The 26,903-nt window shown below is 71.8% G+C and carries 22 protein-coding genes; 14 read left to right on the forward strand and 8 right to left on the reverse strand.

What is annotated here, in order from left to right; all coding sequences use genetic code 11:
• Positions 1-106 precede the first annotated feature (106 nt).
• Positions 107-1,480, reverse strand: coding sequence for a hypothetical protein (locus tag AB0B91_RS61200; protein WP_358341928.1), 1,374 nt, complete (start codon positions 1,478-1,480; stop codon positions 107-109).
• Between the two features lie 171 nt (positions 1,481-1,651).
• Between AB0B91_RS61200 and AB0B91_RS61205 the strand changes: the two genes are divergently transcribed.
• Together AB0B91_RS61205 and AB0B91_RS61210 are read left to right on the forward strand one after the other, a co-directional pair.
• Positions 1,652-2,308, forward strand: a complete 657-nt coding sequence (locus AB0B91_RS61205) for a response regulator transcription factor (protein WP_358341931.1) — start codon at positions 1,652-1,654, stop codon at positions 2,306-2,308.
• Positions 2,305-3,462: a HAMP domain-containing sensor histidine kinase gene (locus tag AB0B91_RS61210; protein WP_358341934.1), complete on the forward strand. Its 1,158-nt coding sequence runs from the start codon at positions 2,305-2,307 to the stop codon at positions 3,460-3,462. The genes AB0B91_RS61205 and AB0B91_RS61210 overlap by 4 nt, the downstream gene beginning before the upstream one ends.
• A 9-nt stretch (positions 3,463-3,471) precedes the next feature.
• Here the strand turns inward: AB0B91_RS61210 and AB0B91_RS61215 are convergent, their stop codons facing one another.
• The 3 genes from AB0B91_RS61215 to AB0B91_RS61225 form a co-directional block, all read right to left on the reverse strand.
• Positions 3,472-6,531: a hypothetical protein gene (locus tag AB0B91_RS61215; protein ID WP_358341936.1), complete on the reverse strand. Its 3,060-nt coding sequence runs from the start codon at positions 6,529-6,531 to the stop codon at positions 3,472-3,474.
• 77 nt (positions 6,532-6,608) lie between these two features.
• Positions 6,609-8,465 carry a propionyl-CoA synthetase gene (locus AB0B91_RS61220; RefSeq protein ID WP_358341939.1) on the reverse strand — a complete coding sequence of 619 codons (1,857 nt, stop codon included), beginning with the start codon at positions 8,463-8,465 and terminating at the stop codon, positions 6,609-6,611.
• Positions 8,466-8,651: 186 nt separating this feature from the next.
• Positions 8,652-10,526 (reverse strand): amino acid transporter, encoded by a 1,875-nt coding sequence (locus tag AB0B91_RS61225; RefSeq protein ID WP_358342027.1) that lies wholly within the window; start codon positions 10,524-10,526, stop codon positions 8,652-8,654.
• Between the two features lie 262 nt (positions 10,527-10,788).
• Between AB0B91_RS61225 and AB0B91_RS61230 the strand changes: the two genes are divergently transcribed.
• From AB0B91_RS61230 to AB0B91_RS61240, 3 genes are read left to right on the forward strand one after another with little or no spacing between them, the layout of a single operon-like run.
• A complete protein-coding gene (locus AB0B91_RS61230) occupies positions 10,789-13,395 on the forward strand; it encodes an MXAN_6230/SCO0854 family RING domain-containing protein (RefSeq protein WP_358341942.1) in 2,607 nt (868 codons plus the stop codon).
• Positions 13,392-14,033: a nucleotidyltransferase domain-containing protein gene (locus AB0B91_RS61235; protein WP_358341944.1), complete on the forward strand. Its 642-nt coding sequence runs from the start codon at positions 13,392-13,394 to the stop codon at positions 14,031-14,033. The genes AB0B91_RS61230 and AB0B91_RS61235 overlap by 4 nt, the downstream gene beginning before the upstream one ends.
• On the forward strand, positions 14,030-14,767 hold the full coding sequence (locus AB0B91_RS61240) for a nucleotidyltransferase domain-containing protein (RefSeq protein ID WP_358341947.1): 738 nt from the start codon (positions 14,030-14,032) through the stop codon (positions 14,765-14,767). Before AB0B91_RS61235 ends, AB0B91_RS61240 begins: the two co-directional genes overlap by 4 nt.
• Before the next feature lie 18 nt (positions 14,768-14,785).
• On the opposite strand, the gene AB0B91_RS61245 is transcribed toward AB0B91_RS61240, so the two are convergent.
• Positions 14,786-15,721 carry a GNAT family N-acetyltransferase gene (locus tag AB0B91_RS61245; protein ID WP_358341950.1) on the reverse strand — a complete coding sequence of 312 codons (936 nt, stop codon included), beginning with the start codon at positions 15,719-15,721 and terminating at the stop codon, positions 14,786-14,788.
• Positions 15,722-15,859: 138 nt separating this feature from the next.
• Here AB0B91_RS61245 and AB0B91_RS61250 point away from each other — a divergent pair, with 138 nt between their 5' ends.
• Positions 15,860-16,837: a hypothetical protein gene (locus AB0B91_RS61250; protein WP_358341953.1), complete on the forward strand. Its 978-nt coding sequence runs from the start codon at positions 15,860-15,862 to the stop codon at positions 16,835-16,837.
• 11 nt (positions 16,838-16,848) lie between these two features.
• Complete coding sequence (locus AB0B91_RS61255) at positions 16,849-17,394, forward strand: hypothetical protein (RefSeq protein WP_358341956.1); 546 nt, start codon at positions 16,849-16,851, stop codon at positions 17,392-17,394.
• A gap of 88 nt (positions 17,395-17,482) precedes the next feature.
• Here AB0B91_RS61255 and AB0B91_RS61260 read toward each other — a convergent pair whose 3' ends face one another.
• Entirely contained in the window at positions 17,483-18,271 is a 789-nt protein-coding gene (locus AB0B91_RS61260) for a methyltransferase domain-containing protein (protein WP_358341959.1), read from the reverse strand.
• 199 nt (positions 18,272-18,470) lie between these two features.
• Between AB0B91_RS61260 and def the strand changes: the two genes are divergently transcribed.
• The 3 genes from def (at position 18,471) to AB0B91_RS61275 (ending at position 21,515) form a co-directional block, all read left to right on the forward strand.
• Positions 18,471-18,983: a peptide deformylase gene (gene def, locus AB0B91_RS61265; RefSeq protein WP_358341962.1), complete on the forward strand. Its 513-nt coding sequence runs from the start codon at positions 18,471-18,473 to the stop codon at positions 18,981-18,983.
• A 409-nt stretch (positions 18,984-19,392) separates the two neighbouring features.
• Positions 19,393-21,078 carry a BTAD domain-containing putative transcriptional regulator gene (locus AB0B91_RS61270; RefSeq protein WP_358341965.1) on the forward strand — a complete coding sequence of 562 codons (1,686 nt, stop codon included), beginning with the start codon at positions 19,393-19,395 and terminating at the stop codon, positions 21,076-21,078.
• 74 nt (positions 21,079-21,152) lie between these two features.
• Positions 21,153-21,515 (forward strand): MmcQ/YjbR family DNA-binding protein, encoded by a 363-nt coding sequence (locus tag AB0B91_RS61275; RefSeq protein WP_358341968.1) that lies wholly within the window; start codon positions 21,153-21,155, stop codon positions 21,513-21,515.
• Here the strand turns inward: AB0B91_RS61275 and AB0B91_RS61280 are convergent.
• On the reverse strand, positions 21,484-22,347 hold the full coding sequence (locus AB0B91_RS61280) for a hypothetical protein (protein WP_358341970.1): 864 nt from the start codon (positions 22,345-22,347) through the stop codon (positions 21,484-21,486). The genes AB0B91_RS61275 and AB0B91_RS61280 overlap by 32 nt on opposite strands.
• Positions 22,348-22,368: 21 nt before the next feature.
• Between AB0B91_RS61280 and AB0B91_RS61285 the strand changes: the two genes are divergently transcribed.
• Positions 22,369-22,974 (forward strand): SAM-dependent methyltransferase, encoded by a 606-nt coding sequence (locus AB0B91_RS61285; RefSeq protein WP_358341973.1) that lies wholly within the window; start codon positions 22,369-22,371, stop codon positions 22,972-22,974.
• Here AB0B91_RS61285 and AB0B91_RS61290 read toward each other — a convergent pair.
• Positions 22,971-23,888 carry a hypothetical protein gene (locus AB0B91_RS61290; protein WP_358341976.1) on the reverse strand — a complete coding sequence of 306 codons (918 nt, stop codon included), beginning with the start codon at positions 23,886-23,888 and terminating at the stop codon, positions 22,971-22,973. The two genes, AB0B91_RS61285 and AB0B91_RS61290, sit on opposite strands and share 4 nt — an antisense overlap.
• Positions 23,889-23,976: 88 nt before the next feature.
• On the opposite strand from AB0B91_RS61290, the gene AB0B91_RS61295 reads away from it, so the two are divergent.
• Genes AB0B91_RS61295 through AB0B91_RS61305 form a run of 3 tightly spaced genes read left to right on the forward strand, consistent with a single transcriptional unit; the run spans position 23,977 to position 26,902 of the window.
• Complete coding sequence (locus AB0B91_RS61295) at positions 23,977-24,738, forward strand: DeoR/GlpR family DNA-binding transcription regulator (protein WP_358341979.1); 762 nt, start codon at positions 23,977-23,979, stop codon at positions 24,736-24,738.
• On the forward strand, positions 24,735-25,685 hold the full coding sequence (gene pfkB, locus AB0B91_RS61300) for a 1-phosphofructokinase (protein ID WP_358341981.1): 951 nt from the start codon (positions 24,735-24,737) through the stop codon (positions 25,683-25,685). The genes AB0B91_RS61295 and pfkB overlap by 4 nt, the downstream gene beginning before the upstream one ends.
• Positions 25,686-25,732: 47 nt before the next feature.
• On the forward strand, positions 25,733-26,902 hold the full coding sequence (locus AB0B91_RS61305) for a PTS mannitol transporter subunit IICB (protein WP_358341983.1): 1,170 nt from the start codon (positions 25,733-25,735) through the stop codon (positions 26,900-26,902).
• Position 26,903: the final 1 nt, after the last annotated feature.

Raw genomic sequence — 26,903 nt, forward strand, 5'->3', positions numbered from 1 at the left:
CTACCAGCACCGCAGCGGATAATCGGCGGCCCGTGGTCCGCGGCGCGCGATCATGGAACGTGCCGAGGACGCAGAACATGATCGTAGCCGTAGCGGTAAGAGCCTCCTACGGCTCCGTGCGGCGTACGGCCAGCGCGGCGGCGACGCAGGCGACCGGGATGGCGGGCAGCACGTAGCGGTGGTCGAAGTCGAGTGCCGCCACCGGCGCGACGAGCAGGAACATCGAGAACGCCCACGGCAGCAGGGCCGCGCGGCGGCGGCCGATGGCCCCGGCCGTGCCCGCCAGGAGGATCACGCCGAACAGTGTGCCGTGCAGGAACCACGGATACGGGTAGGCGGCGAGGATCGACCCGAACGGCTCGACCGAGCTCATGCCGCGGATGGCCGGGTCGTACTCCTTGCGCACCTGGCCGATGAGGCTGTGCTCCTCCGGCAGTCGCCACGAGCCGTGCGGGAAGGTCGACATCGCGGTCACCCGCTTGGGGTGCTGCACCGGTTCCCAGGTGAAGGCCAGGGAGGTGTCCTTGACGATCTCGCGCAGGTAGTCGAGCGGCTGCGCGGCGATGGCCTTGACGGCGAACGAGCGGGCCAGGTCGTTGTAGGCGAACCGGTCGCCGGGCAGCCGGTTGAGCGAGGCGCCGGGCGCCCAGACGTACTCGGAGGCGGCGTCGACGACGCTGCCGTTCGGGCAGAGCCTGGCCTCCGCCGCCGGCGGTTTGATGATCGAACAGTCGGCGAACGTCATCGTGCGGGCCCAGAGGGCGACGCCGTCGCCGCCGCTCAGGGCGAACCTGCCGTGATGCTGGGCGTACCAGCCCGCGTAGGCGAGCAGCGGCAACGCCCCGGCGAGCACCAGGGCGGCGACGCGGCGCCACGGGGTGCGGCGCAGCACCAGGTAGAGCGCGGCCAGGCCGAGCAGCGGCACCGCGGCCGTGCGGGTCAGTCCGGCCAGCGCGAGCAGCGCCCCGGCGAACGCGGCGGCCCGGGGCGAGACCTCCTGGCGCCACATCAGCACCGTGAGCGCGGCCATGACGAGGAAGATCACCTGCAGGTCCGAGAGCACGGCGTGCTCCAGCCGCAGGAACGCCGGGTCGAACAGCATCGGCACCGCGGCCAGCGCGGCCCCCCAGCCGGGTAATGACCAGCGGCGCAGCAACACGTAGATCAGCACGCCGACGCCCAGGCCCATCGCGTGCTGCACGCCGACGACCAGCTCGACGCTGTGGAAGGGGCGCAGCAGCCACAGGAACCACGAGTAGCCCGCCGGGTGGAAGGCCCCCTGTGGCCGCATGTGCACGGCCGTGTTCAGGTAGGTGAACGAGTCGTACCAGTAGACCTGCGCGGTGTCGTACCCGAGCATGACCAGCACGCGCAGCGCCGCGGCCAGCGCCAGGACGATCCCGAACAGGCGGTGACCCGTCCTCCCCAGGACGGGATCGGCCAGACGGGGCCTCGCGGGCGCCACAAGAGCGGCAACCATGGCATCTCTCCCCCGTGAGAGGCCGGGCGATTCCCGGCCGTAGGGAGGGCAGTCCACCGAGTCGGCGCTAACCTGAGCGTCACCAAAAGTGGTTATGTCCGCGTTATGCCGGCTGGAGCAGACTGTCGGAACTTTCGATCTTCACAGGGGATCTTCACAGGAGGGACGACATTGCGAGTGCTGGTCGCGGAGGACGAGCGCATGCTGGCCGACTCGATCGCCGAGGGGCTGCGGGGCGAGGCGCTGGCCGTCGATGTGGCCTACGACGGCGACGGGGCGCTGGAACGGCTCGGCGTGCACGACTACGACGTGCTGATCCTGGACCGGGACCTGCCGCTGGTGCACGGCGACGAGGTGTGCCGGGTGGTTGTCGAGCGGGGGTGGCCGGTCAGGGTCCTGATGCTGACCGCCGCCGGGGACGTGCGGTCGAGGGTGGCGGGGCTGTCGCTGGGGGCCGACGACTACCTGCCCAAGCCGTTCGCGTTCGAGGAGTTGGTGGCGCGGGTGCACGCGCTCGGCCGCCGGGCCAGGCGGGCCGACCCGCCGATGCTGGAACGCGCCGGGGTACGGCTGGACTGGGCGCACCGGCAGGTGTTCCGCGAGGGCCGGTACGTGCCGCTGGCCCGCAAGGAGTTCGGCGTGCTGGCCGAGCTGCTGCGGGCGCAGGGCGCGGTGGTGTCGGCCGAGGAGCTGCTGGAGAAGGTGTGGGACGAGCACATCGACCCGTTCACGAACACGGTGCGGACCACGATGATGAAGCTGCGCAAGAAGCTCGGCGACCCACAGGTCATCGAGACCGTGCCGGGATCGGGGTATCGCATCTCATGACGGTCCGTCTCCGCTTCGCCCTGGCCTGTGCCGGGGTGTTCTTCGTTCTCGGCGGCCTGCTGCTGACGGGCATCTACTTCATCGTGCGGCAGAACCTCGAGTACCGTGCCGACCTCCTCACCCCGGCGTCCATCACCGTGCGTAACGGCTGGACCTTGGGCAGGAACGACGACTATTACGAGGTCGCGCGGGATCGGGCGCTCCAGGTCCGCACCGTCTACCAGCGCGAGACCCTGTCCAGCGTGCGCACCATCGGCGCACTCGCCGTGCTGGGGGCCACCGCCGCCGCGTTCGCGCTGGGCTGGCGCGGAGCCGGGTGGGTGCTGAAACCGGTCAAGTCGGTCACCGAGACCGCGCGCCGGGTCGCCCAGAGCCACGACCTGACCGACCGGATCGACTACGAGGGGCCGAGCGACGAGCTCAAGGAGCTGACCGGCATCTTCGACACCATGCTCGGCCGGCTCGCCCGCTCCTTCGACAGCCAGCGGCGCTTCGTCGCCAACGCCTCCCACGAGCTGCGCACCCCGCTGACCATCAACAGGACGCTGGTCGACGTGGCGGTGCGGCGGCCCGACGCGACCGACGACGTCAAGCGGCTCGGCGAGTCGCTGCTGCTGGTCAACGCCCGCAACGAGCGGCTCATCGACGGCCTGCTGGCGCTGGCCGAGGGCGAGCAGGCCGTGCTGGACCGGCGCCCGTTCGACCTGACGGACGTGGCCGAGCACGTGCTGGACCAGGCGGCGGAGGAGGCGGCCGAGCGGGACGTGACGATCCACCGGCTGCTGGACTCCGCGCCGACGACCGGCGAGGCGGTGCTGGTGGAGCGGCTCGTCCAGAACCTGGTGGAGAACGCGATCAGGCACAACCAGCCCAAGGGCGAGGTGTGGGTGACCACCCGGCGGCGCGCCGAGCGGGTGGAACTGGTCGTGGCCAACACCGGCCTGCACGTGCCGCCGTACGAGATCGAGACGATCTTCGAGCCGTTCCGGCGGCTGCACGGCGACCGGCTGCGCTCCGACCGGGGCAGCGGCCTCGGCCTGTCGATCGTGCGCGTCATCACCGAGGCCCATCGCGGCACGGTCGTCGCCCGGCCGCGCGACGAGGGCGGCCTGACGATCACGATCGAGCTGCCGGTGGACCGGTCGGCCGCCTGAGAGCTGTCTCTAGGGCGTGCGTACCTCGCGCATGACCGCTTCCGGGACGCCCGCCCGCAGGAGGATCTCCCAGCTGTCGGACCGCTCGAAGAACATCGACTCCAGCAGCGGCCGCCACAGTGCCGGATCGACGCCGTCCTCGGCCAGCCCGCCGAGTATCCCGGCCCGGTCCTGGAAGGGCATGGCCGGGCCTTCCAGGGTGAGGGCCCGCAGCACCAGGTCGAGCAGCCGCCGGCTCCTGAGCGTCTGGAAGGCGCTGACCGCGGCGATCGCGTCGGCGTAGAGCGCGACGCGCGCCTCGGCGCTCGACGGGCGGTTCATCAGCACCTCCTCGACCAGGCGGGTGCAGCTCACCACCTGCCCGGACGTCCGCTGCACGACGATCAGGCTCGGGTGCGCCTCGTCGTCGCCGTGCAGCGAGTCGGTCAGCAGGTCGGCGTCGACGTTGAGCAGGTAGGGCCGTTCCTCCAGGGCGTAGGACTTGTAGCGGCCCAGCGTCCTGGTGCGCGCCACGGGCTTCGCCCGGCCGAACCACCAGCCGGCGCCCTCGAACGCCCACGACTCGGCGCTCCCGCCGAGCCGGATGTCCCGCTTACCGCCGTCCACCACCCTGCGCGCGGGCAGGGCGCCGATGAGGCCGGTCCAGCCCTCCCCGCCGAGCTGGCTCTTCCACAGATGCGCGTACGAGCTCCACCGGGCGAAGTCCCCCGAGTCGTGGAGCAGCTCCGAGACGCTGACCGGTTTGTCCGACGCGGCCACCACCAGGAGGGTGAGGTTGGCCGCGTAGGCTGCCAGTCGGCGCGGCACGGGATGCCGCACCGGGCGGAAGGCGAGGAAGGAGCGGCGCGGGCGCTCGTGGAGCGACTCGCGCAGCAGCGCGCCGAGCAGCGTCACGCTCCTGGCCCGGACCTCGGCCGGCAGCGCGCCCAGCAGCTCCATGGCGAAGCCGACCGTCGGCCCCCGCTCGGCCAGGCAGGAGAACGACGTGACGGCGTAGAGCAGGTCGTCGTCGACCAGCCGGCCCGCCAGATCGTCGTCGCGGCCGTGCCTCCTGACCAGGTCACGCAGCGCGTACACGGCCAGCCAGGCCACCAGGAACTCACCGAACGTCGCGTGCAGGAACTCGTAGTCCCGCGTGTCGCCCGTGTCGTCGGCGTGCACGAAGAAGAACCGCTCGGTCGCCCGCCGCGCCCAGCCGCCCTCGTCCCGCTGCTCCTCGCCCGGCGCCCCGCACAGGGCGGGCAGGTCCCGGTCGAGGGCGGCCTCCGAGACGACCGCCCGGCCGCGGACGAACATCGACAGCGCCACGGCCCCGAGCCGCACCAGCTCCCGGTCCACCAGCCCGCGCCGGCGGTCGGCCGGCAGCGCCCGCGCCTCGGGGTTCTTGACGATCTCGCGGTCCGCGACGCCCCTGATCAGCGACTCGTAGAGCCGGCCACGGCCGAGGACCGCCTCGTCACGCTGCAGCGCGTTGTCGGCGGCGTCGTGGATGGCCAGCAGCAGCAGGAGCAGCGGCTGCCTGGCCAGCTCACCCTGGGCCAGCGCGACGTCGGCGGGCAGCGGGGTCCTGCCGCGCCTGGACAGGACGGGGCGGTTGGTCTCCGCCCAGATCTCCAGCCACTGGCGGACCTGCTCCTTCTCGAACGGCTGGAGCTCGATCGTGAGCACGCCCTGGGGGAACCTGACCCGGTCGGCCACGACGGTCCGGCTGGTCACGATCACCGCGACGGGCCGGCCGAGCCTGGACTGCTCGTCCTGGAACTCCTGGACCTGTTCCAGGTAGTCGTAGCGGTTGGTGTCGGCCGCCTGGAGCAGCTCGTCGAACCCGTCGAGCATGACGACGGGCAGCATCCCCTCCGCCGCCTCCACCAGGTCCTGATATTTCACCTTCTCTGGGAGTACGGGGGAAATGCCCTGCTCGATCTGCGAGATCAGGGACGACTCGGCGGCGACGTCGCGCAGCTCCACCTTGATCGGCAGGAACTCCGAGGCGGCCAGCCGGGCCGCGAGCACCTCGGTCAGCTTGGTCTTCCCCGACCCCGGCTCGCCCAGCACGACCAGGGGCGCCTGGGTGGCGTGCGGCGAGGTGAGGTGCCCCACCAGGAACGCCTCCGCGTCGGCCAGCTCCAGCCGGCTCTTCCACCAGCTCTTCACGGCCGGCGCGGACTCGCCCGTCATCTCCGCGACCTTGCACCGGGGGCTGATGTACCCCTCGCCGAGCAGCGGCAGCGTGACGTCGTCCGGCGCCTTGCCGACGGCCATGAGCGACTGGTCGAGCGCGGCGGCGGCCAGCCGGACCAGGTGGATCATCGGCCGGTCGCCCACGCGGGGCGGCGCCAGCTCCGCAAGCAGCCGCGCCACGCGCGACAGCCCCGGGGCGAACGTCTGCGTCTCGGTGACCAGGCTCCACATCCGGAACTCGGGGCTGTCCAGGGTGAGCGAGCGGTAGTCCTCGTCGTAGATCCGCAGGGCGTGCGCCGACGGCCCCTCCACGAGCAGCGCGGGGACGCGAACGCGGTCGTCGGCCGAGAGCTCGTCCCACACCGCCACCTCCCGCACGTACACCGCCACGGCCTCCGACATCCGCCGGTAACGGTGTTCGACCGCCTCGCGGGTCTCGGCGTAGGGGCGATGCGGCTCCGGCCTGGGCAGCGGCTCGGTGAGTAACTTCTCCACCAGTTCGGCGAACGCCGCCGCGCGGGTGCCGCCGCCAGTGCCGCCGCCGGGGCGGTCCCGGTCGAGCCGGTCCAGCCCGAACGGCAGGCTCACCTGGCCGAGCGCCTCGAAGTAGGCCGAGACGATCACCACGGCGTGGACGGCGGCCAGCCGCTGGGTGCGCGCGAACCGGCCGGCGCCGCTGCGCCATTCGGGCACGCGCCGCACCACGTCGTTGCCGTAGCGGACGGCGTCTTCCTGCAGGTCGCGCAGGCCCAGCGCCAGTTCGGCGCCTCCGGCGAGCGCCCATCCGGTCAGGGCGGCCGTCGCGGCGAAGTCGACCACCTTGACGAGCCTGCTGTCCTTGCAGCCGAGGATCTTCAGAGCCTCGGCGTAGCTCAGGGTCTCCGTCATCACGGTCTCCGAAGAGCGTGGGAATTCCCATCATGTCGCGTTCCATCGCCCTCAGGGAGGGTTTAACCGGATCGTGCTCAGAGAGCGTCGGCGATCTCCGTCAGGGCCGCCGGATCCTCGATCGTGGAAGGGGCGCGGTAGTCGCGTCCGGCCGCGATGTCCCGCATGGTGGCGCGCAGGATCTTGCCGGACCGGGTCTTGGGCAGGCGGGCCACGACCACGGCGCGGCGGAAGGCGGCGACCGGGCCGATGCGATCGCGGACCATGGCGGAAAGCTCGCGCTCGACGTCGGCGGGCTCACGGTCGGCGCCTGCCTTGAGCACCACGAAGCCGAGCGGGAGCTGGCCCTTCAGCTCGTCGTCGACGCCGATCACCGCGCACTCGGCCACGTCCGGGTGGGCCGCGATGACCTCCTCCATCGCGCCCGTGGACAGCCGGTGGCCCGCGACGTTGATGACGTCGTCGATGCGCCCCATGACGAACAGGTAGCCGTCATCGTCGAGGAAGCCGCCGTCGCCGGTCAGGTAGTGGCCGGGATAGCGGGACAGGTACGACTCGATGAAGCGGGCGTCGTCGCGGTAGAGCGTCGGCAGCGCGCCGGGCGGCAGGGGCAGCCTGATCGCCACCGCGCCCTCCACACCGGGCGGGCACTCCTCCCCCGCCGGGTCCAGCACGCGCACGTCCCAGCCGGGTACGGGCTTGGTCGGCGAGCCCGGCTTGATCGGCAGCGGCTCGATGCCGACGCAGTTGGCCGCGATCGGCCAGCCGGTCTCGGTCTGCCACCAGTGGTCGATGACCGGGATCCCGAGCAGCTCGGACGCCCACTGGTAGGTGTCGGGGTCGAGCCGCTCCCCGGCCATGAACAGGTACCGCAGTCCCGACAAATCCCACTTTTGCGCGAAATTTCCGGATGGGTCGTCTTTCTTGATGGCTCGGAGCGCGGTCGGCGCGGTGAACAGCGTCCGTACGCCGTGCGTGGCCACCACCCGCCAGAACGCCCCCGGGTCGGGCGTCCCGACCGGTTTCCCCTCGTACAGCACGGTCGTGCACCCGGCCAGCAGCGGCGCGTAGACGATGTAGGAGTGGCCGACCACCCACCCCACGTCGGAGGCCGCCCAGTAGACCTCGCCCGGGGCCGCGCCATAGACGTGGGACATGCTCCAGTGCAGCGCGACGGCATGCCCGCCGTTGTCCCGCACGACCCCCTTGGGCACGCCGGTGGTGCCGGAGGTGTAGAGGATGTAGAGCGGATCGGTGGCGGCCACGCTGACGCATCCGGCCGGCGCCGCGTCGCGCACGGCCTCGGCCCAGTCCAGATCCCGCCCCTCGACGAGGTCGGCGGGCGCCTCGGGCCGCTGAAGGATCACGCAGCGCGCCGGCCGGTGCTCGGCCTGCTCAAGGGCGGCGTCGAGCAACGGCTTGTACGGCACGATCCGGGTCGGCTCGATCCCGCAGGAGGCGGAGAGCACCACCTTGGGCTTGGCGTGATCGATCCGTACGGCCAGCTCGTTGGCGGCGAACCCGCCGAACACCACGGAGTGCACGGCGCCGAGCCGGGCGCAGGCCAGCATCCCGATCACCGCCTCGGGCACCATCGGCAGGTAGATCACCACGGTGTCCCCGGCGACCACGCCGAGATCGCGCAGCATCCCGGCCGTCCGCGCCACGGAGTCGAGCAGCTCGGCGTAGCTGTAGCGCCGCACGACCCCGGTCACCGGGCTGTCGTAGATCAACGCGGCCTGCTCACCCCGCCCGCCGGCCACATGCCGATCGAGGGCGTTGTGACAGGTGTTCAGCCGCCCGTCGACGAACCACCGCCCGTTGTCGAACACGGTCGTGGGGGCCACATCCCACTCGATGCCCTGGGCGGCCTCCCCCCAGAACGCCTCGGGCTCCACGATGCTCCGCTGGTAGACCGCATCATAAGCACTCATAATCCGATCAGATCAGCGCCTCACCCCCGATGGCAAGCACAAACGGAAGCCATGGCCAAGAAGACGCGCGTATCGGCGCCCGGCCCCGTGCGGGTTCAGCGGGCGTGTTCCTGGAGGCCGCCCGCCCCGTGCAGCGGGTGGCGGTGAGTGTGGCCGTGCCGTAACAGATCAGATGGTGGTAAGAGATCAGCCGACGTGGACCTGAGGGCGGCGGCCGGGCTCCGGCTCGGCCAGGCGCAGGACCTCACGCGTGAGCGGCGGCACGTCGCCCCCGCCGAACAGCAGGTATCTCAGCAGCGCCCAGACCGGGTTGCCCTCCGCCCAGTGGAAGTACACATGGGGACGGCGGCCGGTCGTGTCGCGCAGATGCAGCAGGATCGCGGCGATCGTGTTGGCCACCGCCGCGCTGCGCACGGTCAGCACCCCGTAGCCGTGACGCTCCTCGCCCCGCACGACCACCTCGGACTCGAACTCCGAGGTGTCGCCGAGCGTGACCTCCAGGAAGAGCATCGGCTCGTCGTCGGGCAGGTGGTGGTACTGGCGCGTCTCGCGGTCCTTCTCGGCGTACTCGGCCTCGTCGCGCGCGTCGGGCTCGTTGGCGATGATGCGCAGGTCGCCCGGCGGCAGCCCGTCGATGAGCCGCTTGGCCTCCGTGTCGAGCGTCAGCCCCGTCACCCGCAGCTCGGTGGAGCGCGTGGCGCGGGAGATGATCGAGGTCACGATGATCGCGACGACGAAGAACACCGCGATCGACAGGCCGTCGGGGCGTTCGATCACGTTGGCGGCGAAGGTGTAGGCGAGGATGACCGAGATGAGGCCGAACGCCGCCGCCGCGCCCCGCCGCCCGGCGCGCGCGACCGAGATGGTGACGGCGACCGCGGCCGACAGGATCAGCGCGAGCACGCCGGTGGCGTAGGCGCCGCCCTGCGACTCGACGTTCGCGCCGAACAGGATGGTGATGACGAACGAGATCGCGGTGAACACCAGCACCAGCGGTCGTACGGCCCGCGCCCAGTCGGGTGCCATGCCGTAGCGGGGCAGGTAGCGCGGCACGATGTTGAGCAGACCCGTCAGCGCCGACGCGCCGGCGAACCAGAGGATGGCGATGGTGCTGATGTCATAGAGGGTGCCGAACCAGTCGCCCAGGTAGTGATGCGCCAGGTACGCCAGGGCCCGCCCGGCCGCCTGCCCGCCCTCCTCGAACTCCTTGTGCGGGATCAGCACGGCCGTCGCGAACCCGCTGAAGATCAGGAACACGCTCATGATCAACGCGGCCGTGGTGAGCAGCCGCTTGGCGCCCTTGACGCGCTGTTCGAGGTCGCCCTCGATCTGCGGCATGACGGCGACGCCCGTCTCGAACCCGGACAGGCCGAGCGCCAGCTTGGGCAGCGCGACGGCGGACAGCGCGATCATCGCCAGGGGGCTGGAGTGCCCGGCGGTGAGGGCGTCCTGCCAGTCGCCCACCAGCTCCGGGTGGGACATCACCTGGGCTATGGCGGTGCCGACGACGACCACGTTCAGTGCCAGATAGACGGCCACCAGCGCGATGGCCAGGCCGATGGCCTCGCTGAACCCGCGCAGGAAGATCGCGCCGAGCGCGGCGATGAGCAGCAGGGTGATGGGCACCTGCTGACCGGCGAGCGCGTCCGGGAAGAACGGGTTCTGCAGGATGTGGGCGGTCGCGTCGGAGGCCGACAGCGTGATCGTGAAGATGAACGCCGTCGCCACGAACCCGAGCAGGACCAGCACCAGCAGCTTGCCCCACCAGCTCGGCAGCAGCCGTTCGAGCATGGCGATGGAGCCCATGCCGTTGGGGCTCTCGGCCGCCACCACGCGGTAGGTGGGCAGCGCGCCGAACAGCGTCAGCGCCACCAGCATGAGCGTGGCGATCGGCGACAGCGCGCCCGCCGCCAGCGCGGCGATGCCCGGCTGGTAGCCGAGGGTGGAGAAGTAGTCGACACCTGTGAGGCACATGACCTGCCACCAGGAGTGACGTTTGCCGGGATGTTCGTCGTGCATCCCGGACGTCGGCTGCAGCCCGTGTAGCAGCCAGCTCCGCATGGTCACCGGTCGGCCCTTTCTCTCCTGGTCAGATCCGGAGACCCTATCCATCGGAGCGGCTCTCGCGCATGCCGGGCCCTACTGGACCGGAAAATCGGCGGACATTTCTTGATTGATCCCGGTACGGTGATTCACCAGGGTGGCTCTTTGGGTGTGCTTCCTTCTCTCATCTTTTAAATGATCTAGCGCGCCTGCTCTCCACCTCGAAGAGGTCGCGCGGTGTCGCCGCGCGGCCTCTCATCAGTTCTGGGGGGTTGGCTTGATGAACGGTTCCGGTGAGATCCTGCTCCGCCGTACGCGGCTGGTCGCGCCCGCGCTGCTGGCCGCCGATCCGCGCACGCCCGAACCCGTCGGCAAGCTGCCCAAGCGGCTGAGCATGCGGCGGGCCGACGTGCCGTCCGGGGTGGCGGCGCTGGAGTTCGAGCTGCTGCAGCTCGGCTTCCTGGTGTCGGCGGACCTGTACCGGGCGCTGGCGGCGCTGTCCATGGCGGAGCTGACGCGGGCCGGGCGGCGGCTGCTGCACCTCCTGCGGTCCGAGGTGGGCGCGTCCGTGACGCACGTACCCCTTTTCAGGAAATTTCCGGACACGGTGCCCGCCGACACCCGTGACTTCTACGTGCGGCGGGTGTTCTCCCTGCTGCTGCAGGAGCCGCACCGGCCGTGCGTCCTGTGCGGGAACGTCGGCACCGTCCACGCCGTCTCGCCGTGCGCGCACCTGGTGTGCCGTTCGTGCTGGGACGGGGCCGACTTCAGCGCCTGCCCCATCTGCCACCGCCGCGTCGACCTGGACGACCCGTTCCTGCTCCCGTCGGAGGGGCACACGATCGTCGACCGCGACGCCGTCACGGCGACCGGTCTGCTGCGGCTCGCGGACGACCCCGCGGCGAGCTGCCGTGACCTGGCCGTGGACCTGATGAACCGCCGCACTCCCCTGCCGCCGCACGACCGGGCCGACCTGGAGGCGCTGCTGGAGGAGTTCTGGCCGGCGGCTGGCGGGTGGCTGCCGGAGACCATCCCGGTCAAGGAGACGCGGGCCGTCGTCCTCGCCGTCGCGCTCCGGCGAGGCGCCCCCGAGCTGCTGCGGAGCCATCTGGAGACGGCCACGGACGTGCTGCGCCTGCTGTACGTGCTGATGGACGCCGACCCCGGGCTGCGGATCCGCCCGCAGCGCCGCGTGTCGCTGCCGCGTGCCGTCCGCCGGGTCCTGCTGTCGTGCCTGGACGCCATGCCGTACATGATCGAGGACCTGTTCCGGTACGGCGAGCAGTGGAAGCGCATGGCCGAGGTGCTGCACCCCCACGAGCACCACGCCCGCTACCCGGACGCCGCGCTGGCGTTCGCCGCGCTGCGCGGCACCCGGCTCGACCCGGAGACGGCGTTCGGCCGAACCCTGCTGGAGCGGGCCGCGCATCGGCCGGGGCTGCGGGTGCGTGACGGGCGGGTGCGGGCGACGTCGTTCGCCGGCCGCGTGGAGACGGCGCTGGCCGACGGCCGCCACTCCGACGCGGTCGCCCTGCTGGCCCACCGGCCCGGCGAGCTGATGCGGCGGCTGTCGCACCTGCTCCGCCTCTCCCCGGACCTGCTGGAGACCATGGTCCCCGCCGACCCGGATCTGCCGGAGACCGTGGTGCCCGGTGGCGCTGCGATCGAGGCGGGCGGGTTGGCGCGGGTGGCGGCGCAGGTCGCGCCCGGCGTGCTCATCGCCACGCTGGGGCAGTTGCGCACGCCGCCGGGCGGGCTGCGGCTGTTCCTGCCGCGCGGTGGCACGGCACGCTTCCACACCCGGCCCGACGACCGGCCGCCCCTGCCGGACGAGGTCGTCCTGACGGCCGAGCGGACGCTGGCCGCCGAGCTGCTGCGCCGTACCGGCGAGCTCCCCGCGCTGCGCCGGGCGCTGCTGGACGAGGGGCTGGCCGACCTGATCGCGCCGACGTCCGAGCGGACGGCGGTCAAGGCACTGGTACGGCTGCCACGCGGCAGCACCCAGCCCATCCCCGGCGGCGACCGGCTCCGGTTCTTCCTCCACTGGGCCGAGCCGAAGGACACCCGGGTGGACCTCGACCTGTCCGTGGCGGTCTTCGACGAGCGCTGGGAGTTCGTCGGGCTGTGCGACTACACGAACCTGACGCTGGGCAAGGCCGTCACGCACTCCGGCGACCTGACGTCGGCGCCCGAGCCGCTGGGGGCGTCGGAGTTCATCGACGTGCACGTGCGGGCGCTGCGCGGCCGCTACCTGGTGCCGGTCGTGTTCAGTTACAACGACGTGCCGTTCGAGGAGCTGGTACGCGGGTTCGCCGGGTTCATGGAGCAGCCGGAGGGGCTGTTCGACCCGCTGGCCGTGCGGCAGCGCTTCGACCTGACGGGGCAGGCCAAGATCCTGGTCCCGCTGGTGGCCGACCTGTGGACGCGGACGATGCGGTGGGCGGACCTCAACCTGTCCGCCGCCGGCTACGGGCACAGCGTGGACGGCAGCAGTGACGAGCTGGGCCTGCTGGGCGCGGCGCTCGAGCAGGCGTTCACGCACCGGGTGACGCTGTGGGAGGTGGGCTGCTGGCACGCCGCCGCGCGAGCGGCCGAGGTGCTGGTGCGGCGCCGCGACGGCTCGCTGGCCCGCTACGAGCGGCGGCCGGGCGAGGACGCGGCCGCGTTCGCCGCCCGCCTGATCGCCCGCGCCGACGCCCCCGCGATCGCGACGCCCGCGTCGTTCGACGGGGTGGAGCTCGCCCTGCTCATCCACGGCGACGTGCCCCTTCCCAGCGGCTGCGCGACGTACGCGCTGCACCCGGACGGCCTCGGCGACGTACGTCTGCTCGGGGCAGCCGACCTGCTGAGCGAACTGTCCCCCGAGCCTGGGAAAGTGTCCGCGTGAGTGATGATCTGATCCTTTCGGTGGTGGTGGGGTCGCGGGCGTACGGCCTGGACACCGACGACTCCGACACCGACCGGCGCGGCGTGTTCGTGGCGCCGACGGAGGACTTCTGGCGGCTGACCAAGCCGGTGACGCACCGCGACGGGCCGCTGCCGGAGCAGTTCTCGTGGGAGGTCGAGCGGTTCTGCGGCCTCGCCCTCAACGCGAACCCCACGGTCCTGGAGTGCCTGTGGTCTCCCCTCACGGAGGTGCTCACGCCGGAGGGTGAGCGGCTGCGCGGCCTGCGCGGGGCGTTCCTGTCGCGGCTGGCGCACGAGACGTTCAGCGGTTACGCCGACGCCCAGTTCCGCCGCCTCGACCCGGCCGCGCCGAAGTGGAAGCAGGCGATGCACATGATCAGGCTGCTGCTGAGCGGCCTGCATCTGGTACGCCACGGCGAGCCCCTGGTCCAGATGGGCGCCTACCGCGACCGGCTGCTGGCGATCAAGCGGGGCGAGGTGGCGTGGGCCGAGGTGGCCGCCTGGCGGGCCGAGCTGACCACCGACCTGGCCGGAGCGCCGAGCGTCCTGCCGGAGGCGCCGGACCGGGAGTCCGTCGAGAAGTACCTCATGGCCGTAAGGAGGGCCCACCTCCAGTGAACCTTCCTGCCTGGCTGCCGGAGATCCCCGGCGAGCAGCCGTACCCGCTGGTGTTCGCCACGGTCAGCGGCGCGCACCTCTACGGCTTCCCCTCGGCCGACTCGGACGTGGACCTGCGGGGCGTGCACGTGCTGCCGCTGCGTGAGATCGTCGGCCTGCGCACCGGCCCGGCGACCCTCGACCGGACCTGGACGCGCGACCGCGTCGAGGTGGACCTGGTCACGCACGACCTGGCCAAGTTCTGCGGGCTGCTGCTGAACCGCAACGGCTACGTCCTGGAGCAACTCCTCTCCCCCTTGGTCGTGTCCTCCTCTCCGCTGCACGAGGAGCTGACGGCGCTGGCGCCCGGCTGCCTGACGCGGCACCACGCCCATCACTATCTGGGGTTCGCGCGCACGCAGTGGCGGCTGTTCGAGAAGAACGGGGAGCTCAAGCCGCTGCTCTACACCTTCCGCGTCCTGGCCACCGGTATCCACCTGATGCGCACCGGGGAGCTGGACGCCGATCTGACGCACCTGTTCGGGTACGTCCCGGCTTACGTGCCGGACCTGGTGGCCGCCAAGCGGGACGCCGAACACGGCCGCGCGCCCGCGATCACCGCGGCGGCCGGCGACGTGGCCTCCCTGACCGCCTCACTGGAGGCGGCCAGGGACTCCTCACCGCTGCCGGAGGCCGCCACGGTCAGGGACGCCATGCACGACCTGGTGGTCCGGGCCCGCCTCGCCACCGCGTGAGCAGGACACCGGACCGGGTCAGGCGGTCGCGGGCGGGGGTGACAGGACGAGCCTGACGGCGAAGTTCCGGTAGCCGGCCCGCTCGAAGGCCTTGGCCATCGGGACGTTCACGGCGTCGGTGTCGGCGACGATCCGGTCGGCGCCGCGTTCGGCGTGCGTCCGGGTGATCTCCCCGAGCAGGTCGTCGGCGTAGCCGTGGCCGCGGTGCTCGGGCACCACGCCGAGGTAGCCGACGACGGGCCCGCCGCCGTTGGCCGACGGCAGCGCCACGCCGGCGAGGTCGCCGTCCGGCGTGTACGCCAGGCGCCACCAGTCCCGGTCACCGGGCATGCTCCGATAGTCGGCTATGTCCTCGCGGGCCTGCGCCTCGGGATCGGTCGTGGCCAGGGCCTGCTGGGTGTGGTGGTCGAGCGTGCCGACCGCCACGCGGCGGAACACCTCGACGAACGCCTCGTCGTCGGCCTCCGCCCGGAACACCAGCCGGCCCGACGCCACCGGCACCGGCGCGCCGGTGGTCCATTCGTACCGGAGCCGTTCGAGCTCGTCGGTCAGTCCGGCGCCCGCCCCCGCCTGCCACCGCCAGGCGATGGCGGCGGTGATGTCCGGGTTGTCCCGCCAGCCGTTCGCCACGAACACGTGATAGGCGGGCGCTTCGCCGTACTTCTCGTGGGCGTGTCGCAGCAGTTCGGCGGCCAGTCCCACGCGGTCGGGCACCGACGGGTGGACCCAGAGGCAGTCGAGCGCGAGCGGGCGGTCGCCGTCGGGGAAGCCCCACCAGACGGCGCGGGCGAGGATCTGGCCGTCCTGTTCCGCGACCCAGATGCGGTCGTGGTGGTACTGGCCGTTCTTGAGGAAGGTGAGCAGCCGGTCGGGGTCGGCCCAGCTGATGGGCTCGTCGACGGCGCAGTCGAGCAGCAGGTCGAGGTCAGTCTCGACCGTGGAACGGAAAAGCACGGTTCCTCCGAAGAGTTGAAGTGGACGCGCGGAGCGCCCGGAAACCACGGACCATCTCAACGCCTCCCTTCTTCCGGACTTTTCGCGGCGAGTGGGACTTTATCGCAAATGTGGTGCGAGTTCCGACAGGATAAGGACGTGGGCTCCAACGAAGAAGACACGCTTCCGCTCCAGCCTCCCATCCGGCTGCCGTCCGACGGCGAACTGGTGGCGGCCGTACGCGAGACTCCCCTGGCGACCGGCCTGCTGGCCGGCGAAACCGCCGATCCGGCGTTCACGCCCGACGCGGTCGAGGCCCTGCGTGACGGCTCCGACGACAAGGTGCTCCAGGTGTGGGCGGACGCCTGCCGCCTCACGCTGGGCACCGACGAGGCGCTGTTCATGGAGGTGGTACGCCTCTTCCTGGGCGGCGGCCCGCTGACCGACGACGTGCCCGCCGCCCTGACGGACCTCGGCCTGATATCCCAGACGCCGCCGCACACTCTGACCCCGCTCGGCCTCTGGGCGGCCGGACAGGTGATCGGCACGGCGACCGGGCAGGACATCCCCGTCATGGGCGCGCTGGCCGACCAGGACGCCGGCTCGCTGCTGCACGGCCTGCGCTCCTACCCCGAGCCGGAACGCGACGAGGAGCTGGCCGGCTGGCTGGCCGACCGGGATCGAGGCGAGGCGGCGGCCGAGATCGCGGCCGCGCTGGCCGAGGCGAGCCCGCTGAGCCGGGCGGTCGGCGTGGAACTGCTCGCCACGGGACTCGGCGACGAGGGCACGCGGGTGCTCGACGGGCTGCTCGGCGAGCCGAAGCTGGGCGCCGTCGTGGCCGCCCGGGTGGGCCGCGAGGAACGGCCCCCGACGCCCGAGGAGATCGCGTGGGCGTTCGTGGACATGGCCGCGGCGCTGCTGGAGTTCGGCGGGGAGACGGCCGAGGTCATCAAGTCGGTCTCCCAGGGCATGGAGAAGGACGAGCAGGCGAGCACGATCGCCCTGCTGGCCCTCGGTGACCATCCCTGGACGGAACGGGTGCTGCTGGTGTTCATCGACCACCATCCGGACGAGCGCGTGGTGGCGGCGGCCCGCAAGGCGCTGCGCCGGCACGGCCTGATGGACGCCCGCGGGTAGAGTCTGCCGAGATGACGAATCACACGATCACCCCGCGGCTCGGCACGCTCGGCGCGTACTCCTGCGGCTGCGACGCCGACCTGCCCGACCTCATGTCCGCCGAGCTGCACGCCTCCGAGACCAACCAGTGCACCGCCTGCCTCGGGTCGGCCGAGCAGCCGGTGCTGCCCGGCCTGGCGCCCGGCATCCTGCCCGGCCTCTCGCCCGGACTGATGCGCTCCTGCACGGCCTGCGCAGCCACGGGCCGGCGCAAGGAGCAGATCGTCTGGGAGCTGGCCCACGCCGAGGCCGAACAGGTGATCACCCTGAGTCTGGTGCGGGGTGTGGTGGCGGAGTTCGCCGGTCCGTTCCGACTGTCGGAGGTCGCGGACACGGTCCGATCGGGCCTCGGCCTGCCGCCCGGCCGGCTGCCGGTGGGACCCCGGGTCCGCGACCTGCTGCTGCGGCTGCAGGCGGCGGGCGAGATCACCATGCTGTCGGCTCCGGACGAGCTGCTGGACGGCGCTGACGTGGTCCTCTACCGCGACCCCCAGTGGGCCCGCACCTCCGGCCTCTAGCCCGCACCCCTCTGGCCTTCAGCCCGCACCCCCAGCCTCAGCCCGCACCTCACCCGCCTTCAGCCCGCGCCCTCCTGCCGTTAGGACCTCACACGCGGCAGAGGATCTCGCCGTGGGTGATCGACATCCAGCCGTCGTCCGCCGCGGCCCACGTCAGCCAGCCCTCGGAGATGCGCCGCAGGTCGTCCGCCGTGGCGGCGCCCGTGGCGAGCGCCTGCTCGGCCAGGGCGGACTGCTTGATCCGGTCGGCCCACATCCCACCCCACCAGGCCCGGTCTTCCGGCGTGGCGAAGCACCAGGTGGACGAGGTGGCGGTGATGTCGTCGAAGCCCGCGGCCCTGGCCCACGACAGCAGCCGCCGCCCGGCGTCCGGCTCGCCGCCGTTACTCCGCGCGACCCGCCGATACAGCGCCAGCCACTCGTCGAGCTCCGGCAGCAGCGGGTACCACGCGAACGCGGCGTAGTCGCTGTCACGCGCCGCCACCAGTCCGCCCGGCTTGGTCACCCGCCGCATCTCACGCAGCGCCCGTACGGGGTCGCCGACGTGCTGGAGCACCTGGTGGGCGTGGACGACGCAGAACGTGGCGTCGGGATGGTCCAGCGCGTGCACGTCGGCGACGGCGAACTCCACGTTGCCCGCGGCCCCCACTCCAGCCCTGGTCAGCTCCAGCGCGTCCGCGGTCACCTCGGACGCCGTCACGTGCCCGACCCGGCCCGCCAGGTCGGCCGTGATGGTGCCGGGCCCGGCACCCACGTCCAGCAGCTTCATGTGCGGCTTGAGGTGGGGCAGCAGGTACGCGGCCGAGTTCTCGGCGGTGCGCCACCGGTGGGAGCGCAGTACGGACTCGTGGTGGCCATGGGTGTAGACGGCGTCCATCGAAACTCCTTCGTCTCGCGTCAATGAGACCGACATTAGCCTCAATCTCACCATGCAAGAAGATATGTCTCATTATCTGAGCATGATCTGGTACTGATCATGTCGTTGACGCTCGTAGACTTTGTCGCGACACATTTCGCATGCGGAGAGGGCACTGGTCGTGGGAGAGGTCCGGCCGATCGTTCAGGTGGGAGACCCGGTGCTGCACGCACCCTGCGAGCCGGTCACCCGGTTCGACGGGGCACTGGCGACGCTGGTGGACGACATGTTCGCGAGCATGTACGCGGCCGAGGGCGTGGGCCTGGCCGCCAACCAGATCGGCGTTCCGCTGCGGGTGTTCGTCTACGACTGCCCCGACGAGAACGGCGAGCGGCACAAGGGCGTCGTGGTCAACCCGACGCTCGATCTGCCCGGACTCGGCGAGCGGCACCTCGACGCGGGCGAAGAGGGCTGCCTGTCGGTCCTGGGCCAGTACGCCCCGCTCCCCCGCCCCGACCACGCCACCGTGCACGGCTTCGACGCCGACGGCGCGCCGGTCACCGTCGAGGGCACCGGCATGCTGTCCCGCTGTCTCCAGCACGAGACGGACCACCTCGACGGCTACCTCTACATCGACCGCCTCCCGGCCAAGCGCCGCAAGCAGGTCCTGGCCGCGTACGAGCAGTCCCGCCCCGTGGGGCTGGGCTCGACGACGGCCCACCAGACGCCGTAACGGCGGCGCCACCCCAGTCCGGTCGGACCAGACTCCCAAGATTTTGGACACTTCACTCCAAGAGTCTCGATAGGCGCCAGCCGGCTGGCCAGAGTCGGCTGCATGACCGACATCTCCTCCTTGCCGGGGACGCGACAGCGAACACCCGCCGATCCCGGCACGCCGCCTGCCGCTGGCCTGACCACCCGCCCTCCGTTGACCGCGAGAGCTACGCCGGAAGGCGTACCGCACGCATCGCCCGCGAGACGACGACAATCTCCTCGCCGTGCCTCAACCTGCTCAAGTAGGAAGCACATCGCGCCCGAATTCGCCCGCACAGCCGCGGATCGCGCCATACGGTCCACACAGCGAATCGCCGCGGGACCTCACTCCGGGCGCGCGCATCGATGAGGCATTGGAGACAGGTGCTGTGACCGCTATACGGTTCTCGGTGCTGGGGCCCTTACGGGTGGATCGCGACGGGATGACGATCTCCGTCCCGGGTGGCAAGATCCGGACTCTGCTCGCGACGCTCCTGCTCCGGCCCAACCAGGTCGTCCCGCTAGACCTCCTCACCGAACGGCTGTGGGGCCACCGGCCGCCAAGACAGCCGCGCCGGGCCCTGCGGACCGACCTCGCCCGCCTGCGCCGGAGCCCGGATCTGCGTTCGTTGATCCTGACCGAGCCGGGCGGCTATGTCGCCCGGCTCCGGCCCGAGCAGCTCGATCTCCTCGAATTCCAGGAGCTGGTCCGGGCGGCCGACCACGCGAAGGCGCCCGCGCCGCGCGGCCGGCTCCTCCACGACGCCCTGCGGCTGTGGCGCGGGCCGGTGTGCGCCGACGTCGACTCCGAGACGCTCCACCGGATCGACGTCCCGCCCCTCGCCGAGCAACGCCTTCATGTCCTCGAACGCCGCATCGACATCGACGCCCAGCTCGGCAAGGACGCCGAGCTGACCGTGGAACTGCGGGCCTTGACCGCCGAGCATCCCTTACGGGAACGGTTCTGGGCCCAGTTGATGACCGCCCTCTACCGGAGCGGGCGGCGAGCCGAGGCCCTGGAGGCGTACCGCACCGTCTCCCGCCTCCTCAAGGAGAAGCACGGCATCGGCCCCAACGCCGAGCTGCGCCGACTCCGCCAGGCCATACTCACAGGCCGCTACCAGAGCGAAGAGCACCTCGGCGCTTCGCGGGCCGGAGCCGGCCGGCAGGGCCGCGAATACCCGGCCGAGCGAGCCGAACCGGCCGAGCGAGCCGAACCGGCCGAGCGAGCCGAGCGGGCCGAGGGGGCTGAGCCTTCCGGGCGGGCCGCGGCCCAAGAGTCCCGTCGAGAGCGGGGGAGCCTGCCGGAGGACGCGCCCACGTTCGGGGTGCTGCTGCGGGCATGGCGGAAGCGGGCGCGGCTGACGCAGGAGCAGTTGGCCGAACGTGCCGGTCTGAATGCCCGGACGGTACGCCGCTGGGAGCGCGGCGCCGCGCCCCGTGGGTCCTCCGTCCAGTTGCTGGCGGAGGCGCTGGACCTGGACGGCGCGGAACAGGCCGTGCTGGCCGGGGCGGCCGACGCCCTCGCGGCGGAGGCCGCGCGGGTCGTACCGGACCAGGACCGTCAGAGCCCCGCACCCCCGAGGCAGTTGCCCGCCGACGTGCCCGTGTTCGTCGGGCGGGCGAGCGATCTGGCCGCTTTGATCGGTGAGGCGGAGACGACGGCGGTAGTGATCATCGCTATCGACGGCATGGCGGGGATCGGCCAGACGACCCCGCTCCAGGGGCTGAGCCGGCTGGCCGGCGCTCTGGGCGATCCGCGCCAGGCGAGCTCCCACCACCAACGGGCCCTGGGCTTGGCGACGGAGCTCGGCGGACCCGACGATCAGGCCCGCGCCCACGACGGCCCCGCCCACGCCTGCCGGGCACTGGCCCAGGACGAACAGGCCCGCCGGCACTGGCGTGCCGCCCTGCGCATCCTGACCGCGCTCGGCCTCGATCGTACCGAGGACGAGGAGGCCACCACCGAGGGCATCCGCGCCCACCTCGCCCACCTCGACCGTCTGGAGTGTGCCCGGTCCGGCTCCGAGGCTCTGGCTCGGCCGCACGCCGGCTCCGGGTCGCCGACGATCTGAGGCGGCGGGTCTGAAGGGGCGATCTCAGGCGGCGGCCTGAGGCGGCGGGCGCGCGGACCCACTACCGTGGGAGTGTGATCACGGTGGAGGACGTGCGGCGGCTGGCGAGCACGCTCCCGCGCTCGTCGGAGCATCTCATCAGAGACCGCGTCAAGTTCCGCGTCGGCTCGATCGTCTACGTGGCCTTCTCGCATGACGAGACCCTCATGGGCTTCGGCTTCCCCAAGGAGGAGCGGGCTGCCCTGGTGGCGGCCGAGCCGGAGAAGTTCCAGTTGCCGCGCGAGTCCGACCTGCGGTTCAACTGGGTCGTCGCGCGGATGGCCGCCATCGACGCCGACGAGATGCGGGAGCTGGTCATCGAGGCGTGGCGGCTGGCGGTCCCGAAGAAGGTCTACGCCGCCTACATCAGCTCAGCCGGTCCACACCGAGTGCGCTGATCAGCAGGCGTTCCTTGCGGTTGCCGAGCAGGCGGGCCGTCCAGTCGACGAAGCCTCCGTCGCCCACTTCCACGCCGTCGGCGTAGATCTTGAAGCACAGCCCCGAGTAGTAGCCACGCCCGGACTCGCGTCCCGGGTCGTCCGTCGCGTCCAGCCCGGCCGTCACGTGCGCGAAGCGGGGGTCGAGGACGGTGACGCGGACCTCCGGCTCGGCGATGCCGCAGGCCCGGACGGCGTCCGTCAGCAGGCGCAGGTGCTCGGCCAGGTGACGGCGTTCGAACGCGAGGTTCCCGGTGTCGCGGTCGGCCGACACCAGCGCGAACAGCCCGAAATGCGGGTACGCGCCCGCGCCCGCGAAGTGCTGCGCCCGCACCACGCGCTGCAAGGCGGCGAGCCGGACCGGGCCGGCCGAGTCGCGTCGCCGGACGGCCGCCTCCAGAGCGAGGGCGTTCGTCGGGTCGGCCGCGACCTCGGTGTTCCTGATCGTGCTGATCACCTTGTTCTGGTCCACGGTGGCCGGCGCCGAGTGCGCCCCGAGCGGCGCGACGGGTGACAGCGTGACCAGCTCGAATGCGGCCGGTACGACCGACAGCACCGCGTCCTCGGCCCGGCGCAGGCGCTCGAACGGCACCACGGACGGCCCCACGAACCGGTCACTGGTGTAGCGGCGGAGCACGTCGGCCGGCTCCAGAGCCCGCGCCCTGACCCGCATGACTTCGAGCAGCAGCGTGGTGAGGTCGGCGCCGGACAGCCGCTCGGCCAGCACGTCGAGGATCTCGGGACCGCCCGCCTGCCGGAGCACCCGCCGCAAAGCCATTGAATCATCGCCCATCAGACAAGCATCATCATGATCGTGGCCGAACGCGACTGGATTACCTGGCACGACCATTACGACACGCCCGGCTCCTCTCTGGGCAGACGCCTGGCCGTGGTCCGCGAACACGTCCGGCTGGCTCTCGACGCCGGCGCCGAACGGGTGGTGAGCCTGTGCGCCGGGCAGGGCCGCGACCTGCTGCCGGTGCTGGCCGCCCACCCCCACCGGGACCGCGTACGCGCCAGACTGGTGGAGCTCAACGAGGGCAACGCCCGGATCGCCGAGCGCGCCGCGCCCGGCGGCGTCGAGGTGGTGTGCGGCGACGCCGCGCTGACCGGCGCCTACGTGGGCGCCGTCCCCGCCGACCTGGTTCTCGCCTGCGGGATCTTCGGCAACATCGGCGACGCCGACATCCGGCGTACGGTCGCCACGCTGCCCCAGCTCTGCGCGCCCGGAGCGACCGTGATCTGGACCAGGGGGCGGCACGCGCCCGACCTGCTGCCGGCGATCTGCGAGTGGTTCGAGGAGGACGGGTTCGAGCGGGTCGGCCTGGACAGCGACGGCCGCTACGGCGTCGGCGTACACCGCTACACCGGCCCGCCCAGGCCGCTGGAGCCGGGCGTGCGGATGTTCACCTTCCTCTAGGACACGCTGCGGTAGAGGCCCTGGGTCAGTTGTGTGACGCGCTTGACGGAGGAGCTCCAGGTGCCTCCCGCGGGGTGGGCCGTGAGCACGGCCATGATGAACCGGTCGTCCTTGCCCAGCAGGCCCGTGGTGTGCAGCACGGGACGGCCGTAGTCGGGCACGCCGGACCCGGTGGCCCGCGACGCGACCCCGCTGATCGACAGGTCGGCCCCGGGGGCCCGCAGCGGGACCGGGTTCGCGGCGGCCCCGGTGCCGCACTTGGTGGGCGGGACGTCGCCGAACCCCGACCAGCCCTGCTTGACCGCCCACGGCTTGGGCACCGCGCGCGGGATGCCGAAGTACTGGTCGAACCCGTCGGTGCCGCACGGCGTGGAGTTGCGCAGGTGCCCGAGGATCGTGTCCCGCACCCTGGGCGCCGCCGTGTCGAGCAGGTAGCGGTACGTACGCACGATGTCGTACGCGCTCAGTGACGTGTAGCCCCAGAACCCGGGCTTGGACGCGGGCGGCGGCGCGGTGTCGGACAGCCCGAGCCGGCGCGCCATGCGCTCGACGATCGCGCCCTTGCCGTCACGGTTCCAGAACGTGGTGGCCGCGTGGTCGTCGCTGGAGCGCAGCATGACCTTGAGCAGCCGGGCGTCGTTCGCCGGGACGGTCTTCCGCTTCTCCAGGTAGTCGATGGCGATCAGGAGCTTGACGACCGAGGCCGAGCGGAACTTGCGGTGCGCGTTGCGGGTGGCGACGAACTTCCCGGCCTTCCTGTCGTAGACCAGCCACGATGCCGTGGTGCCGGCCGGCACAACCGGGGGCTGGGCCGTACGGGGGCCGGACGACGCGGCGGCGGCCGAGGGCCCGGCGACGCAGACGGCTGCGAGGGGTACGGCTGCCACGACGGCGGCCCAGGGCTTGGTTCGCATCCGACATAACTACCAGAGTCTTGACGTTCCAACAGAATCGGGTATAAACACAGATGAAACCACACTGAAACGGCGGTGAATCAACATCATGTACGCCGAGGAGCGGCAGCAGGAGATCCTTCGCAGGGCCCGGGCCGCGGGCCGTGTCGACGTGGTGTCGCTGGCCGACGAGCTCGACGTGACCACCGAGACGATCCGCCGCGACCTGACCGCGCTGGAGCGGGCGGGCGTGCTGCGCAGGGTGCACGGCGGCGCGATCCCCGTGGAGCGGATGGGGTTCGAGCCCGCGCTCGCCACCCGCGACGAGGTGATGACCGCGGAGAAGGAGCGCATCGCCAAGGCCGCCCTGGCCGAGCTGCCGGAGGACGGCTCGGTCATCATCGACGCGGGCACCACCACCGGCCGTCTGGTGCCGATCCTGCCCGCCGACCGGGAACTCACGGTCGTGGTCAACTCGCCGCCGCTGGCGACCGTGCTGGCCACCCGCGCCAACCTGAGCGTCATCATGCTCGGCGGCCGGGTGCGCGGCCGGACGCTGGCCACCGTGGACGACTGGGCACTGCGGCCGCTGTCACAGCTGCACGTGGACGTGGCGTTCATGGCGACGAACGGCTGCTCGGCCGCCAAGGGCCTGACCACGCCGGATCCGGCGGAGGCGGCGATCAAGCGGGCCATGGTGACGGCCGCGGAGCGCAGCGTGCTGCTGGCCGATCACACCAAGTTCACCAACACCTACCTCGCGAGCTTCGCCGAGCTGAACGAGATCGACGTGGTGATCACCGACACGGGCCTCGACCTCGCTCTGGCCGCCGAGCTGTCCGCGGCCGGCCCGGAGGTGGTCCGCGCATGATCCTCACGCTGACGCTCAACCCCAGCCTGGACCGCACGATCGAGATCGCCTCGCTCGACCGGGGCGCCGTCATCCGGGCCGCCGCCGCCCGCCTGGACCCCGGCGGCAAGGGCGTGAACGTCTCCCGCGTCCTGCTCGCCAACGCGGTCGCGTCGCGGGCCGTGGTGCCGTTCGGCGGCGACGAGGGCAGGCAGCTCGTCCGCCTGCTCGCCCTCGAAGGGCTCGACATGGTGACGGTCCCGGTGACCGGCACGACCCGCTCGAATGTCACCCTGGCCGAGCCCGACGGCACCATCACCAAGATCAACGAACCTGGCACCGCCCTGTCCCCCGGCGAGCTCGACACGATCGCCGACACCGTACTGGCCGCCGCGCACGAGGCCGACTGGGTGGTGGCCTCCGGCAGCCTGCCGCCGGAGGTGCCCGCCGACGTCTACGCCAGGCTCTGCCGGCGCTTCGCCGGGGCGGGCATCCACGTCGCCGTCGACACCAGCGGCCCGGCACTGGCCAGCGCGCTCGCCGCCGGCCCCGCCCTCGTCAAGCCCAACCTGGACGAGCTCGCCGACGCCACCGGCATGCCGATCCGCTGTGTCGGCGACGTGGTGGAGGCCGCCGGCAAGCTCCGGGCGGCGGGCGCGCGCACGGTCCTGGCCAGCCTCGGCGCCGACGGCGCGGTGCTCGTCCAGGACAACGGCATCTGGTACGGCCACGCCACGGTGACGGAGCCGCGCAGTTCGGTCGGGGCCGGGGACGCCATGCTGGCGGGGTTCCTCGCCGGCGGCGCGACCGGCGAGGAAGCGCTGGTCGAGGCGCTGGCCTGGGGCGCGGCGGCGGTCTGCCTGCCGGGCAGCCGGATGCCGGGGCCGGCCGACATCCGCCGCGACGGCGTCCGCACCGGCCCGCCCCTCCTGACCCGCCCCCTGGAATCCCCCGCCGACCCCACCTGACTTCGACATACCAGGCACCTTGCTCACCCCCCAAAGGAGCACGTCCAATGGCCGAAACCTACACACCCCCGGTCTACGGGACCGGGGCCAAGGCCACCATCCAGCGCATCGGCGGCCACCTGGCCGGCATGATCATGCCGAACATCGGCGCGTTCATCGCCTGGGGGCTGATCACCGCGCTGTTCATCCCCACCGGCTGGCTGCCGAACGCGGCGCTGGCCGCGATGGTCGACCCGATCATCAAGATGCTGCTGCCCATCCTCATCGCCTACACCGGCGGCCGGATGGTCCACGGGCAACGCGGCGCGGTGGTGGGCGCGGTCGCGGCGATGGGGGTGATCGTGGGTTCGGACATCCCGATGTTCCTCGGCGCCATGATCATCGGCCCCCTCACCGCCCTGATCCTTAAATATGTGGACAAGTTCACGGAGGATCGCACCAAGTCCGGCTTCGAGATGCTCGTCGACAACTTCACCGCGGGCATCGTCGGCGCCGTCATGGCCATCGCGGGGGTGTGGGCCATCGGCCCGATCGTCCGCGTCGTGACCACGGCCGCGGGCAACGCGGTCGAGTGGCTCATCGTCAACAACCTGCTGCCCATCGCCTCGGTCCTGATCGAGCCGGCCAAGGTGCTGTTCCTGAACAACGCGGTCAACCACGGCGTGCTCGGGCCGCTCGGCGTCGCCGAGTCCGTCAAGGCCGGCAAGTCGATCCTGTTCATGCTGGAGTCGAACCCGGGCCCCGGGCTCGGCCTGCTCATCGCGTACCTGCTGTTCGGCCCGCGCCCGCTGCGCCCGAGCACGCCCGCCGCGATGATCATCCACTTCTTCGGCGGAATCCACGAGATCTACTTCCCGTACGTCCTGATGAAGCCGCGACTCATCCTCGGGGTCATCGCGGGCGGCGCGGCCGGCGTGTTCACGTTCATGATCACCGGTGCCGGACTGGTGGCGACGCCTTCGCCGGGCAGCATCTTCGCCTACATCGCGGTGACGCCGAAGGGCGGCTGGCTCGGCGTGATCGCCGGCATCGTCGTCGCCACGGCCGTGTCGTTCGCGGTCTCCTCGCTTCTGCTCGGCTTCGGCCGCGGCGAGAAGGAGGAAGCGCCGGAGGAGGCCGTCGCCCCCGAACCCCTGGCGGACCGCATCGAGGAGACCCACGAAAGCGGCGAGAACGACCGCGAGACCCAGACCCAGCCCGTCGCCAAGGAGGCGTGAA

It is taken from the genome of Nonomuraea sp. NPDC049141 (assembly GCF_040648415.1).
In the GTDB taxonomy this organism is placed as follows: domain Bacteria; phylum Actinomycetota; class Actinomycetes; order Streptosporangiales; family Streptosporangiaceae; genus Nonomuraea.

Excerpts from the sequence above, each read along its gene's own strand:
- AB0B91_RS61200 (WP_358341928.1), bottom strand. The coding sequence starts at position 1,480 with ATGGTTGCCGCTCTTGTGGCGCCCGCGAGGCCCCGTCTGGCCGATCCC.
- AB0B91_RS61210 (WP_358341934.1), top strand. The coding sequence starts at position 2,305 with ATGACGGTCCGTCTCCGCTTCGCCCTGGCCTGTGCCGGGGTGTTCTTC.
- AB0B91_RS61215 (WP_358341936.1), bottom strand. The coding sequence starts at position 6,531 with ATGACGGAGACCCTGAGCTACGCCGAGGCTCTGAAGATCCTCGGCTGC.
- AB0B91_RS61220 (WP_358341939.1), bottom strand. The coding sequence starts at position 8,465 with ATGAGTGCTTATGATGCGGTCTACCAGCGGAGCATCGTGGAGCCCGAG.
- AB0B91_RS61225 (WP_358342027.1), bottom strand. The coding sequence starts at position 10,526 with ATGCGGAGCTGGCTGCTACACGGGCTGCAGCCGACGTCCGGGATGCAC.
- AB0B91_RS61230 (WP_358341942.1), top strand. The coding sequence starts at position 10,789 with ATGAACGGTTCCGGTGAGATCCTGCTCCGCCGTACGCGGCTGGTCGCG.
- AB0B91_RS61255 (WP_358341956.1), top strand. The coding sequence starts at position 16,849 with ATGACGAATCACACGATCACCCCGCGGCTCGGCACGCTCGGCGCGTAC.
- AB0B91_RS61260 (WP_358341959.1), bottom strand. The coding sequence starts at position 18,271 with ATGGACGCCGTCTACACCCATGGCCACCACGAGTCCGTACTGCGCTCC.
- AB0B91_RS61280 (WP_358341970.1), bottom strand. The coding sequence starts at position 22,347 with ATGGGCGATGATTCAATGGCTTTGCGGCGGGTGCTCCGGCAGGCGGGC.
- AB0B91_RS61290 (WP_358341976.1), bottom strand. The coding sequence starts at position 23,888 with ATGCGAACCAAGCCCTGGGCCGCCGTCGTGGCAGCCGTACCCCTCGCA.
- AB0B91_RS61295 (WP_358341979.1), top strand. The coding sequence starts at position 23,977 with ATGTACGCCGAGGAGCGGCAGCAGGAGATCCTTCGCAGGGCCCGGGCC.
- pfkB (WP_358341981.1), top strand. The coding sequence starts at position 24,735 with ATGATCCTCACGCTGACGCTCAACCCCAGCCTGGACCGCACGATCGAG.
- AB0B91_RS61305 (WP_358341983.1), top strand. The coding sequence starts at position 25,733 with ATGGCCGAAACCTACACACCCCCGGTCTACGGGACCGGGGCCAAGGCC.